This is a genomic window from Sphingopyxis sp. (genome assembly GCF_036675685.1).
In the GTDB taxonomy this organism is placed as follows: Bacteria; Pseudomonadota; Alphaproteobacteria; order Sphingomonadales; family Sphingomonadaceae; genus Sphingopyxis.
Window position 1 is genome coordinate 60,212 of the sequence record NZ_JAKFEM010000038.1, and the last position, 11,020, is coordinate 71,231.

16 protein-coding genes are annotated in these 11,020 nt (G+C 65.9%); 11 read left to right on the top strand and 5 right to left on the bottom strand.

The window, feature by feature from the left end; genetic code table 11:
- Positions 1-98: 98 nt before the first annotated feature.
- The 3 genes from serS to V6M50_RS15735 all read right to left on the bottom strand — a co-directional run bounded on the left by serS (position 99) and on the right by V6M50_RS15735 (position 2,343).
- The gene (serS, locus tag V6M50_RS15725) at positions 99-1,379 is read right to left on the bottom strand and encodes a serine--tRNA ligase (protein ID WP_332819522.1); all 1,281 of its coding nucleotides are present in this window, start codon (positions 1,377-1,379) and stop codon (positions 99-101) included.
- A gap of 146 nt (positions 1,380-1,525) precedes the next feature.
- Positions 1,526-1,990 (bottom strand): SRPBCC family protein, encoded by a 465-nt coding sequence (locus V6M50_RS15730; protein WP_332819523.1) that lies wholly within the window; start codon positions 1,988-1,990, stop codon positions 1,526-1,528.
- Positions 1,987-2,343, bottom strand: a complete 357-nt coding sequence (locus tag V6M50_RS15735; protein ID WP_332819524.1) for an ArsR/SmtB family transcription factor — start codon at positions 2,341-2,343, stop codon at positions 1,987-1,989. Before V6M50_RS15735 ends, V6M50_RS15730 begins: the two co-directional genes overlap by 4 nt.
- A gap of 91 nt (positions 2,344-2,434) precedes the next feature.
- On the opposite strand from V6M50_RS15735, the gene V6M50_RS15740 reads away from it, so the two are divergent.
- From V6M50_RS15740 to V6M50_RS15760, 5 genes are all read left to right on the top strand, one after another.
- The gene (locus V6M50_RS15740) at positions 2,435-2,860 is read left to right on the top strand and encodes a hypothetical protein (RefSeq protein WP_332819525.1); all 426 of its coding nucleotides are present in this window, start codon (positions 2,435-2,437) and stop codon (positions 2,858-2,860) included.
- A gap of 87 nt (positions 2,861-2,947) precedes the next feature.
- Positions 2,948-3,340: a hypothetical protein gene (locus V6M50_RS15745; RefSeq protein WP_332819526.1), complete on the top strand. Its 393-nt coding sequence runs from the start codon at positions 2,948-2,950 to the stop codon at positions 3,338-3,340.
- A gap of 60 nt (positions 3,341-3,400) precedes the next feature.
- On the top strand, positions 3,401-3,712 hold the full coding sequence (locus V6M50_RS15750; RefSeq protein WP_332819527.1) for a hypothetical protein: 312 nt from the start codon (positions 3,401-3,403) through the stop codon (positions 3,710-3,712).
- A 331-nt stretch (positions 3,713-4,043) separates the two neighbouring features.
- Positions 4,044-4,505 carry an RNA polymerase-binding protein DksA gene (gene dksA / locus V6M50_RS15755; protein ID WP_332819528.1) on the top strand — a complete coding sequence of 154 codons (462 nt, stop codon included), beginning with the start codon at positions 4,044-4,046 and terminating at the stop codon, positions 4,503-4,505.
- An 87-nt stretch (positions 4,506-4,592) separates the two neighbouring features.
- On the top strand, positions 4,593-4,982 hold the full coding sequence (locus V6M50_RS15760) for a PilZ domain-containing protein (RefSeq protein WP_332819529.1): 390 nt from the start codon (positions 4,593-4,595) through the stop codon (positions 4,980-4,982).
- A 48-nt stretch (positions 4,983-5,030) separates the two neighbouring features.
- Here V6M50_RS15760 and V6M50_RS15765 read toward each other — a convergent pair whose 3' ends face one another.
- On the bottom strand, positions 5,031-5,189 hold the full coding sequence (locus tag V6M50_RS15765) for a YdcH family protein (protein WP_332819530.1): 159 nt from the start codon (positions 5,187-5,189) through the stop codon (positions 5,031-5,033).
- Positions 5,190-5,329: 140 nt separating this feature from the next.
- On the opposite strand from V6M50_RS15765, the gene V6M50_RS15770 reads away from it, so the two are divergent.
- Both V6M50_RS15770 and V6M50_RS15775 read left to right on the top strand, forming a co-directional pair.
- On the top strand, positions 5,330-5,527 hold the full coding sequence (locus V6M50_RS15770) for a YdcH family protein (RefSeq protein ID WP_332819531.1): 198 nt from the start codon (positions 5,330-5,332) through the stop codon (positions 5,525-5,527).
- A 52-nt stretch (positions 5,528-5,579) separates the two neighbouring features.
- A complete protein-coding gene (locus V6M50_RS15775) occupies positions 5,580-6,101 on the top strand; it encodes a DUF1465 family protein (RefSeq protein ID WP_332819532.1) in 522 nt (173 codons plus the stop codon).
- Positions 6,102-6,160: 59 nt separating this feature from the next.
- Here V6M50_RS15775 and V6M50_RS15780 read toward each other — a convergent pair whose 3' ends face one another.
- Complete coding sequence (locus tag V6M50_RS15780; protein WP_332819533.1) at positions 6,161-7,240, bottom strand: DUF2332 domain-containing protein; 1,080 nt, start codon at positions 7,238-7,240, stop codon at positions 6,161-6,163.
- Positions 7,241-7,279: 39 nt separating this feature from the next.
- On the opposite strand from V6M50_RS15780, the gene hisG reads away from it, so the two are divergent.
- The 4 genes from hisG (at position 7,280) to thiL (ending at position 10,767) form a co-directional block, all read left to right on the top strand.
- Positions 7,280-7,957: an ATP phosphoribosyltransferase gene (hisG, locus tag V6M50_RS15785; protein ID WP_332819534.1), complete on the top strand. Its 678-nt coding sequence runs from the start codon at positions 7,280-7,282 to the stop codon at positions 7,955-7,957.
- On the top strand, positions 7,944-9,236 hold the full coding sequence (hisD, locus tag V6M50_RS15790) for a histidinol dehydrogenase (RefSeq protein ID WP_332819538.1): 1,293 nt from the start codon (positions 7,944-7,946) through the stop codon (positions 9,234-9,236). The genes hisG and hisD overlap by 14 nt, the downstream gene beginning before the upstream one ends.
- Positions 9,237-9,245: 9 nt before the next feature.
- Positions 9,246-9,692: a transcription antitermination factor NusB gene (nusB, locus tag V6M50_RS15795; protein WP_332819535.1), complete on the top strand. Its 447-nt coding sequence runs from the start codon at positions 9,246-9,248 to the stop codon at positions 9,690-9,692.
- Positions 9,693-9,837: 145 nt separating this feature from the next.
- Entirely contained in the window at positions 9,838-10,767 is a 930-nt protein-coding gene (gene thiL, locus V6M50_RS15800; protein WP_332819536.1) for a thiamine-phosphate kinase, read from the top strand.
- The last annotated feature ends 253 nt before the right edge of the window (positions 10,768-11,020 follow it).

Below are 11,020 nucleotides of genomic sequence, written 5' to 3' on the forward strand. Positions count from 1 at the left end.
TTCTTCGTCTTATTCTCTCTTCGTCATGCCGGACTTGATCCGGCATCCATTCGGCGGCGGCGTCGTGGACCCCGGATCAAGTCCGGGGTGACGATGGGTTAGGTGGTGGGCTCGAGTCGCGTGATCCCGCCCATGTACGGCAGCAGCGCATCGGGAATGGTGACGCTGCCATCGGCCTGCTGGTAATTTTCCAGGATCGCCACCAGCGTGCGCCCGACCGCGAGGCCCGAACCATTGAGCGTGTGGACGAACTCGTTGCTCTTCGCGCCTTCGCGGCGGAAGCGCGCGTTCATGCGCCGCGCCTGGAAATCGCCGCAGGTCGAACAGCTCGAAATCTCGCGATAGGCGTTCTGCCCGGGCAGCCAGACCTCGAGGTCGTAGGTCTTGCGCGCGGCAAAGCCCATGTCGCCGCTGCACAGCAGCATCTTGCGATAGGGGAGTTCGAGCACCTCGAGGATCGTCTCGGCGGCGCGCGTCTTGCGTTCGAGTTCGGCGTCGCTGTCCTCAGGGCGGACGATCGAGACGAGCTCGACCTTCCAGAACTGGTGCTGGCGGATATAGCCGCGCGTGTCGCGCCCCGCCGACCCGGCTTCGGAGCGGAAGCAGGGGGTGAGCGCGGTCATGCGGATCGGCAGATCGCCCTCGGGCAGGATTTCCTCGCGCACGGCGTTGGTCAGGCTCATCTCGGCGGTCGAGATCAGCCAGCGACCGTCGGTGGTCTGGAATAGATCCTCGCGAAACTTGGGGAGCTGGGTCGTGCCATAGGCGGCCTCGTCGCGGACCATCAGCGGGGTCGCGCATTCGGTGTAGCCGGCGTCGATCGTCTGCTTGTCGAGCATAAACTGGCCAAGCGCGCGTTCGAGACGCGCCATCTGGCCTTTCAGAAAGGCGAAGCGCGCGCCCGACATCTTCGCCGCGGTCTCGAAATCGAGCCCGAGCGCGGGGGCGAAGTCGGCATGTTCCTGCGGCGCGAAGTCGAATGTCCGGGGCGTGCCCCAGCGTGCGATCTCGACATTGCCGTCCTCGTCTTCGCCGTCGGGGACGTCGGCTGCGGGCAAGTTGGGGAGCGCAGCGAGCATATCCTGCAGCGCCGCAAGCTGCCCGCGCTCGGCGTCTTCCTTTGCGGGAAGCGAGGTCTTGAGGTCGGCGACCTCGGCCTTCAGCGCCTCGGCCTTGTCCTTGTCGCCCTGCGCCATCGCCTGGCCGATCAGCTTCGACGCCTCGTTGCGGCGTGCGAGCGCGCCCTGGATCTCGGTCTGCAACGCGCGCAGCGACGCGTCGGCCGCCACGATCTGGGCAGACAGGGGTTCGAGGCCGCGGCGCGCGAGGCCGGCGTCGAAGGCTTGCGGGTTATCCCGGATCAGGCGGATATCGTGCATGGCGGCGCTATGGCGTTGCGGCGCGAGCGGTGCAAGTACGTCCTTACACCTTCGTCATTCCCGCGAAAGCGGGAACCCAGTTGCAACGGTGCTACTGGGTTCCCGCTTTCGCGGGAATGACGAAGGAAACTGAATAACCGCGCAGCTTATCGCTCCAGCATCGCCGCCAGCTGGCCGAGCACGGTGCCCCAGCCTTCGTGGAAACCCATTTCTTCATGCTTGGCGCTGTCCTCGGGGCTCTTGTGCAGGACGCGCGCCGAATAGAGGGTGCCGCCGTCCTTGGCCTCGAAGGTCAGGATCGCGGTCATTGCGAGCCAGGGTTCGGCGGGCTGCCAGCCCTCGGTGAGCACCGTCGTGAAGACGAGGCGCTGTTCGGGGATGGCCTCGAGAAAGCAGCCATCGACATGCGGCTGGAAATCGGCCGCGCCTTCCTCGCGCATCCGCGTCACAAAGCCGCCGCCCGGCCGCAGGTCGAGGGCGACGACCTGGCATTCGATCGGCGCCGGAATCCACCATTTTTCGAGATTGGCGGGGACGCTCCACGCGTTCCACACCGCGGCGGGGGGCGCCGCGATGAAGCGCGAGATGGTGAGTTCGCTTTTGGCGGTCATTTTCCGTTCCTGTCCTTTTGTTTCTGGGGATTTTGCGATTCGACGAATTGGGCGAGGCGATCGGTGCGACCCTGCCAGATGGCGCGCTGCTCGGAGAGCCAGCCCTCGGCGGCCGCCAACCGTTCGGCGTTGACGTGGCAAGTCCGCACGCGGCCGTGCTTTTCGGAGCGGATCAGCCCCGAGGTCTCGAGCACCGCTAGGTGCTTCATGAAGGCGGGCAGCCCCATCTCGAACGGTTCGGACAAGCGCTTTACGGGCGCTGCGCCCCTCAGCAAGCGGCTGATAACCGCGCGCCGCGTCGGATCGGCGAGCGCGTGGAAGACGGTGTCGAGCGGGATCGATTGGTTTGCCATATGGGAAACTATAAATTACAGTTTCCCATATGGCAAACCATTTCGCGATGGCATGAAAAAAGGGCCGCCCCGAAAGGCGACCCTTAGTTAGGTGGTCTGGGTTAGCCCCCCGGACCGCCAGTGGATTTCTCAAGCCGCGTTGGCGTCGTCGTCGTTGCGATTGGCCGCGCGGCGCCGCGCGACGAGCGCAGCGGCTGCAGCGCCGAACAATAGCATCATCGGCGGTGCAGGAACAGGGGTCGGATCCCCCGACGAGCTGCTGGTGCTGCCGCCCGAGCTGGACGACGAAGAGCTGGAAGACGAGCTGCTGCTCGACGACGACGACGAACTGGTGCTGCCGGTCGAACCGAAGCTGCTGCTGCCGCCGGTTGCGCCCGAAGAGGTGGCCCCGCTCGACGTGCTGCTGCTCGACGAAGACGACGAGCTCGACGACGAACTGCTCGAACCGCCCGAGCTACCCGAACTGCCGTGCGACGAGCTGCCCCAGCCCGAGCTGCCGTGGCTCGAACTGCCATGACCGTGCGAGCTGCCGCCCGACGAGGACGAACTCGACGATGACGACGAGGAGGAAGAGCTCGACGAAGAGCTGCTGCTCGACGAGGAGGTGCTGACGCCGCCCGTCGAGGTCGAAACATTGCCCGACGAGGTCGAGACGCCTCCGGTCGAGGTGCTGACCCCGCCGGTCGAGGTCGACACGCCGCCCGTCGACGTCGAGACGCCGCCGGTCGAGGTGCTGACGCCGCCCGTCGAGGTCGAGGTGCTGACCCCGCCGGTCGAGGTCGAAACACCGCCCGAGGTGCTGCTCGACGTCGTGCTGAGGCCGCCGGTGGTCGTTGAGGTGACCACGACGCTGCCGCCGCCACCACCGCTGCTGCTACCGCCGAAGAAGCCACCGAAGAAGCCGCCGCCGAAACCACCGCCAAAGCCGCCGCCGACCACGGTGACGCCGCCGCCACCGCCGCCGCCTTCAAAGCCGCGCTGCGGGAAGGGGGCATAGGGGATCGGGGGCAACGGGATCGTCTGTGTCACCACTTGTGTCTGCGGGGTCGCAGTGCGAATGATGCGCTTCGTCGTGACGACGCGGCGCACCCGCTTGACCGGCTTGCGTGCCGCATGGCGCTTGCGCACGACCTTCTTGCCGGCGCAGGGCGAACAGGATTTGACCGTCTGGGCGCGCGCCGCCGGAACGTCCGCGATCTGCATTGCGCCGCTACCGATGATGGCGCCGCCGCAGGTGCAGGCGCAAAGCTTGGCGAGGGCCATTCGGACAGACATAGGTTTCTCTTTCTTTCCCGTTGCAGGTGCGAAGCGCCATCGACCGACACCCAATTCCACCTTCGCTATAACCCAAAAGGCCAAAGCTTTATGAATGGGGCAATTGTGTTAACCGCGTTTGCCTGTCCGACAGCGGGAAAAGGGTGCCAGAATCAACCCTAATGGCGGTATCTGTCCCAAAACAGAACGGAATTTGCAACAATTCTATGCAATTGGTTAATCTTCGGCCCTAAATCGGCGATCATCGGGCGGCGGTCACGCTTCGCGGTGTTGCCCTGGAACCGCGCTCGACGCAGCCTCCTTCACGGCTCATCGTTATCAACAGCTTCGGTGCTTGTATCGCGGCCAGCGGGTGGTTATAGGCGCGCCACTCCCCGAGCCGCTTGCGGCCCTTGGGGTGACAGGAAAGGACGCGAGAGCCCCTCATGCCGACCAAGATTGCCGATGTTGGCGCTGACGCGCTTCGCGAAGCCAGATCCAATCTCGATTCGGACTATGTTCCCAGCGACGACGAAGAGTTCATGAACGAGCGGCAGCAGGATTATTTTCGCGGCCTGCTGCTCGCCTGGAAAAAATCGATCCTGACCGAATCCGAATCGACGCTCGCCCACCTGCAGGACGGCCCCTTGCGCGAACCCGACCTCGCCGACCGCGCGTCGAGCGAGACCGACTGGGCGATCGAGCTTCGCACCCGCGACCGCCAGCGCAAGCTGATCGCCAAGATCGATTCGGCGATCCGCCGTATCGACGAGGGCGAATATGGCTATTGCGCGGTGACCGGCGAGCCGATTTCGCTCGCCCGCCTGCAAGCCCGTCCGATTGCGACGATGACGCTCGAGGCGCAGGAGCGCCACGAGCGGAACGAACGGATTTCGCGCGAGGATTGACCCGCGCGGGACCACCGTCCCATTTACGTTTCCGAAATGGCTAGCGTCTAGATTCAGCGCCTCGATATCGAAGAGGAATGGGGCGCAATGGATTCGCAGGGACCGACATCTGTAGACGAGGAAGTTGCGGCGCTCTCGCGTGGCGCCGATCGCGACAGCCTGTTCATGCAGGCCAAGCTGGCCCTGCCCGGCCAGCCCGATCCAGTGATCGTGCGCGTGCGCAACCTGTCGGCGGGCGGCATGCTGGCCGAAGCCAAGGTGGAGATCGCGCAGGGGGCGACGGTCGAGGTCGAGCTGCGCAATGTCGGTCCGGTTCCGGGGCGCGTCGTGTGGGCAGGCGAAGGAAAGTTCGGGATTGCCTTCGACCGGCTGGTCGATCCGCAGGCGGTTCGTCGTCAGGTGGTTTCACAGTCCGATTTGCCGCCGCATCTGCGGCGGACCGGTCTGGAGCGCGGGGCTCTCTACCGCCGGCGCTGATGCGTCCCGCTTGGGATGGCATCAGCGTACGGGTGCGGCAGGCGATCGTCAGGCGATCGCGAGCATCTCTTCCTTGATTTTCAGCTTTTGCTTTTTCATCTGTGCCAGCATGCCTGCATCGGGGCAGGGGCGGCGCTCTTCATTCGCAATTTTCTCGTCGAGGTCCGCGTGGCGGGACTTCAGGGCGGAAAGGTGCGACGTGCTCATGGGCCATTCTCCTTTTTCGACTCGGTTGGCATGGCCGAGTAAATCACGAATCGGGCGCAATGTCGTTGCGATTCGCCCAGCCGGTCCCCGCCCCGGACCACCCGTTGCGGACCCGTGGTGAACGTGGCAGGAAGCCACCCGTGAACCCCGAAGAAATTACCCAGCGCCTGGAACTGTTGAAGATCGAGCATCGCGACCTCGATGCCGCGATCATTGCGCTCGGCACCGCGGCGGTCCCCGACCAGTTGCAGCTGGCGCGGCTGAAGAAACGCAAGCTGCGGCTGCGCGACGAGATCGCCTGGTGCGAGGATCAGCTGGTTCCCGACATCATCGCCTGATCGGCTGATTAATCGCTTGAATCAAAACGGGACGGCGCCGGCTCGATTTTTAATGGTTACCGCCATTGCGGACGGCGCGGCGGGCGTGGCATCCATCTTGGCGATGGTCGGTGGGCGAACAGACATGGTGGCAATCGGTGTGCCAGTGCAGCGGGCGCAGGTCGAAAACCTGTATGTCGAGGCGATGCTGCTCGCGGACGAGGCGCATGCCGCCTTTGCCGCGCAGCGCGATCTTGGCCGCGTGCGCGGCGACGGCTTGCTCCAGATCAGCCTCGCGTGCGAATCGCTGAAGACGACGACGCGGCTGATGCACATCATTGCGTGGCTGCTCCACCGTCGCGCGATGTTTGCGGGCGACCCCGGCGCCGGCCCGGACGACAGGGCGGCGCGGATCGGCGATCCCGTCGTGGCCGACTGGGACATCTGTGCAGGCTTCGAAGCGTCGATCTGCCGCATCATTGCGGCGAGCGAACGTCTGTTCGAGCGCATTGCGGCGATCGAAGCGGGGTGGCAGACACCGCGCGCGGCGACCCCGGTGCAGCAATTGCTCGCGCAGATCGAGGCGCGGCTTTAATCCAATATTCGTCATTCCCGCGCCGCCTTCGGCTCCGCGGGAATGACGAAGAAGAAGGGCTACACCAACCACTCCACCCACGCGCCATGCGCATGGGCGCGGGCCAGCATCGTGGGTGCCGCATCGCCCGGCCAGAAACGCACCACCAGTTCATGATGATGCACCGTGCGATTCGCCTCCAGCGCGATCCAAGCCAGCGGCCGTTCGGCTGTCGCCCGCGCACCTGCCGCTTCCATCGCCTTGGTAATCCGCGCCTGCTGTTCCGCCGGGACATATTGCCAGACGATCGAGTGCATGAGGACCCGCGTCGTGCCCTCGGCCTGCGGCCGTGCCAGTTCGGCCTCGACGAAATCGGCCGCGTTGGCGTGGATCAGCTGCGGCGGTTCCTCGGTCGCCGCGGCGATCGCCGCCTCCATGCGTTCAAAACGAACATGATGCTCGGGCCAGATATAGGCCTTGAGCCGCAGCGCCTGTGCGGGGTCGGTCAGGTCGACCGGCGCGACGTCGCAGCCTTTGAGGCCGGCGAAGCTGATCGCATGCTGCGGCGGATGGTCGCCGCGCCAGTCGGGGGTGAAGGCCATCGCACCGGGCCGCGGCCCGACCTGCACCCCGCCAAGGTCGTAGTGATAACGGTCGATCATCAGATTGATCCCCGCGCTCGAGCCGATTTCGAGGCAGTCGAAGCGCGGCGGCAGTCCTTGATCGGCAAGCCACAGCATCGCCGCGATGAAATTCGACGAGCGGCCCGCCTCGTTGGTCTGCGGCGGGCCGCCCAGCCAGGGGAGCAGCGCCGCCTCGTGCCGGTGGACGGCGCCCGCGACGATCGCGGCGTCGTTGATGTCCTCGGCATCGGCATAGATGGGCGCGAGTTCGTCGGCCGTTCCCGACAGGTGCAGCGCATGGATGCCGCCCGCGGCGCGCAGCGGCAGCGCATCGGCGAGCGGCGCACCCTTCCAGCCCGCGATACGGCGGGCAAATTCGGTGCGTGGCGCGTCGATCAGCGCGCCGAGCGCGGCGACGACGCGCGCGGTGATCGGCGCATCATTGGCACGGCAATAATGGACCTGGTTGGCAAAGGCGGTGCGGACCGCTTTGGGTCCGGTTTCGGTCATATCGACCTGCTGATAGCGCTCGCTCATTGCCCTTTTTTCCTTCGCCGCTTATGGGCGCGCAAGCTTATGCCCGAACCGATCATCTTTGCCATCCCGAAAGGGCGCATCCTCGACGAGGCGCTGCCGCTGCTCGCCGCAGTGGGTATCGAGCCCGCGGCGGATTTCTTCGACAAGAAGAGCCGTGCGTTGGTGTTCGGGACGAACCAGCCGCATATCTCGCTGATCCGTGTGCGCGCCTTCGACGTCGCGACCTTCGTCGCGCACGGCGCGGCGCAGCTCGGCATCGTCGGGTCGGATGTCGTCGACGAGTTCGATTACAGCGAGCTCTACGCGCCGGTCGACCTCGGCATCGGCCTTTGCCGCCTGTCGCTCGCGGGCCCCGCCGATGCGCCGCCACCGGGCATCGGCGCCAGTCACATCCGCGTCGCGACCAAATATCCGTCGACGACGCGCCGCTGGTTCGAGGCGCAGGGCATCCAGGCCGAGTGCATCAAGCTGAACGGTGCGATGGAAATCGCGCCGAGGCTGGGTCTCGCCTCGCACATCGTCGATCTGGTTTCGACTGGCCGCACGCTCGTCGAAAATGCGCTCGCCGAACAGACGATCATCAGCGAGGTGTCGGCGCGGCTGATCGTCAACCGCGCCGCGTTCAAGCTGCGCTCGGCCGAAGTGCCGGCGCTCGTCGAACGCTTCCGTCAGGCCGTGGGTGAAACCCACCATGATGGGCGCGATGCGGCGGCTTGACGCCTCCGCGCCCGGCTTTGCGGCCGAGTTCGACGCGCTGGTCAATGATCGGCGCGAGAGCACGCCCGACGTGTCGAGCGACGTCGCGGCGATCATCGCGCGGGTGAAGGCAGAGGGCGACGCGGCGCTCGCCGACTATACCGCGAAGTTCGACCGCTTCGATCTGGACACGAGCGGGTGGAGCATTTCGAAGGAGGAATGCGCCGCTGCTTATGACGCGCTCGCGCCCGAACTTCGCGATGCGCTGAACCTCGCTGCAACACGCATCCGGGCTTATCACGCCGCGCAGCTTCCCGAGGACCGCGACTATCGCGACGCAACGGGCGCGCGGCTAGGGGCGCGGTGGAATGCGGTCGATGCCGCGGGGGTCTATGTCCCCGGCGGGCGCGCCGCCTATCCTTCGTCGGTGCTGATGAACATTCTCCCCGCCAAGGTCGCGGGCGTGGGGCGCATCGTGATGATGACCCCGACGCCCGGCGGCGAGATCAACCCGGTTGTGATGGCCGCGGCGCATATCGGCGGGGTCGACGAAATCTGGCGTATCGGCGGCGCGCAGGCCGTCGCCGCGCTCGCCCATGGCACCGACCGCATCGCGCCGGTCGATGTCGTCACCGGCCCCGGCAATGCCTGGGTCGCCGAAGCGAAGCGCCAGCTCTACGGCGTTGTCGGCATCGATATGGTTGCGGGGCCGAGCGAGATCGTCGTTGTCGCCGATGCGAAGAACGAACCGCACATCATCGCCGCCGACCTGCTGAGTCAGGCCGAGCACGACCCGACGAGCCAGTCGATCCTGTTCACCGACGATGGCGATTTCGCTGATACGGTGGTCGAGCAAGTCGAGCACCAGATTCGTAGTCTGGAGACCAAGGATACCATGCGCGCCAGCTGGGACGCCAATGGCGCCGTCATCATTGTCCCGACCCTCGCCGACGCGATTCCGCTCTGCGACCGGCTCGCGCCCGAGCATCTCGAACTCGCGGTCGATGCCGCCGAGGCCGACGCGCTGTTCGCCAAGGTGCGCCACGCGGGCTCGGTCTTCCTCGGCCGCCAGACCCCCGAAGCGATCGGCGATTATGTCGCGGGTCCCAACCATGTGCTGCCGACCGGCCGCCGCGCGCGCTTTTCGAGCGGGCTGTCGGTCAGCGATTTCATGAAGCGCACCAGCTTCCTCGCGCTCGACGAAGCGAGCCTCGCCGCGATCGGTCCAGCGGCGGTCGCGCTTGCCGGCGCCGAAGGGCTTCCTGCCCACGCGCTTTCGGTCAGCCAGCGTCTCAAGTAGAAAAGAACCATGAACAAACGCTCCCAGTCCCGCTCCGCCGCCCGTCTCGCCGCCGTCCAGGCGCTCTATCAGCACGAGATGGAGGCGACGCCCGTCGCCAAGCTGATCCACGAATTCCACCAGCACCGCATCGGCAGGGTGATCGAAGACGCCGAATATGCCGACGCCGACACCGAATTTTTCGACGACCTCGTGAAGGGCACGCTGGCGCGGCTGGAAGAGATTGACGCGGCGATCGTTGCGCGGCTCGCGAGCGGCTGGTCGATGGACCGGCTCGACCGCACGATGAAGGCGATATTGCGCGCGGGGGCCTATGAACTGATCGCGCGGGGCGATGTCCCGGTCGGCGCGGTGGTCAGCGAATATGTCGATGTCGCGAAGGCGTTTTTCGATGCGCGCGAAGCCGGGTTTGCGAACGGCTTGCTCGATGCGATCGGCAAGGCTGTGCGGAAGTAGGCCCAGCCTTGTGCTCCCGCGAAGGCGGGAGCCCAGAGCGGCGTAAGGCGAGCGGTTGCTTATTTGCGCTCTGGGTCCCCGCCTTCGCGGGGATACGGCGTTGGGTATCTTTTATACCAGAGCGGTATCCACTACGCTTCTCATCATGAGCGAAGCCGATTTCATCGCCCGTCTGCGGCATATCGCCACCGACCCTGCCGCGCGCGGGCTTGCCGACGATGCGGCGGTGCTGGAGGATCTTGTCCTCACCCACGACATGATCGTCGAGGGTATCCACTTCCTGCCCGACGACACGCCGCAGGATGTGGCGTGGAAACTCGTTGCGGTAAACCTGTCGGACCTTGCCGCAAAGGGCGCCGCGCCGGTCGGCGTGCTCGTCGGCTACAGCCTCGGCGACGATGAATGGGACGCGGCGTTCGTCGAGGGGCTCGATCTTGTCCTGCGCCGCTTCGGCGTCATCCTGCTCGGCGGCGACACGGTGCGTGCGCCCGCGGGGGCGCCGCGCAGTTTCGGATTGACCGCGATCGGCCGCGCGCCGCCGGGTGGGGCGCCGACGCGCGGCGGGGTGCGGCCGGGCGATCAGCTGTGGGTCACGGGGACGATCGGCAATGCCGGGCTCGGGCTCGCGATGCGTCTGGGGCAGGTCGATGCGAACGAGACCTGCCTTGCCGCCTATCGCCGTCCGCAGCCGCAGCTGACTTTCGGGCAGGCGGTCGTGCCGCATGTTCACGCGATGATGGACGTGTCCGACGGCCTGCTCATCGACGCGCAGCGGATGGCGGAGGTGAGCGGGTGCCAGCTCGGCATCATGCTGGAATCGGTGCCGCTCTCGGCGGCGCTGCTCGCGGTGCGGCCCGACGTTCTCGACACCCGGCTCGCGGCGGCGACGGCGGGCGATGATTATCAGTTGCTGTTCGCCGCCGATCCGGGCGCGGCGGCGGCGATCCGCGAGATTGCGACGGGCCTGAACATCATGGCGACGCCGCTCGGCCACGCCGGGGTGGGTGAGGGCATCATGCTGACGCACCGCGCGCAGCGCGTCGCGCTTCCCGCCAGTCTCGGTTTCACGCACTGACAATAGAAACCTGCCCGAATCGTCATCCCGATGGAGGGATGACGGCTGGTTTTGGATTTGGCTCAAGCTCGTACAAAACAGCCAAAAAACCGGGGTTGCCCTTGGCAATCTTTCTTCCCATAACTCGGCGTCCAAATTTGGGGCGGTCGCATCAGGGGAGAGAGCGAACCGGCATCAATAAGTCGGACGTGCTCGACTGCTATCTTCTGCGTCGCCCTTCTCAACGGGAAGGAATAGTCACGCATGAATCCGG

Excerpts from the sequence above, each read along its gene's own strand:
- serS (WP_332819522.1), bottom strand. The coding sequence starts at position 1,379 with ATGCACGATATCCGCCTGATCCGGGATAACCCGCAAGCCTTCGACGCC.
- V6M50_RS15730 (WP_332819523.1), bottom strand. The coding sequence starts at position 1,990 with ATGACCGCCAAAAGCGAACTCACCATCTCGCGCTTCATCGCGGCGCCC.
- V6M50_RS15735 (WP_332819524.1), bottom strand. The coding sequence starts at position 2,343 with ATGGCAAACCAATCGATCCCGCTCGACACCGTCTTCCACGCGCTCGCC.
- V6M50_RS15750 (WP_332819527.1), top strand. The coding sequence starts at position 3,401 with ATGATGCGCTTCGTCGTGACGACGCGGCGCACCCGCTTGACCGGCTTG.
- dksA (WP_332819528.1), top strand. The coding sequence starts at position 4,044 with ATGCCGACCAAGATTGCCGATGTTGGCGCTGACGCGCTTCGCGAAGCC.
- V6M50_RS15760 (WP_332819529.1), top strand. The coding sequence starts at position 4,593 with ATGGATTCGCAGGGACCGACATCTGTAGACGAGGAAGTTGCGGCGCTC.
- V6M50_RS15765 (WP_332819530.1), bottom strand. The coding sequence starts at position 5,189 with ATGAGCACGTCGCACCTTTCCGCCCTGAAGTCCCGCCACGCGGACCTC.
- V6M50_RS15775 (WP_332819532.1), top strand. The coding sequence starts at position 5,580 with ATGGTTACCGCCATTGCGGACGGCGCGGCGGGCGTGGCATCCATCTTG.
- V6M50_RS15780 (WP_332819533.1), bottom strand. The coding sequence starts at position 7,240 with ATGAGCGAGCGCTATCAGCAGGTCGATATGACCGAAACCGGACCCAAA.
- hisG (WP_332819534.1), top strand. The coding sequence starts at position 7,280 with ATGCCCGAACCGATCATCTTTGCCATCCCGAAAGGGCGCATCCTCGAC.
- hisD (WP_332819538.1), top strand. The coding sequence starts at position 7,944 with ATGCGGCGGCTTGACGCCTCCGCGCCCGGCTTTGCGGCCGAGTTCGAC.
- nusB (WP_332819535.1), top strand. The coding sequence starts at position 9,246 with ATGAACAAACGCTCCCAGTCCCGCTCCGCCGCCCGTCTCGCCGCCGTC.
- thiL (WP_332819536.1), top strand. The coding sequence starts at position 9,838 with ATGAGCGAAGCCGATTTCATCGCCCGTCTGCGGCATATCGCCACCGAC.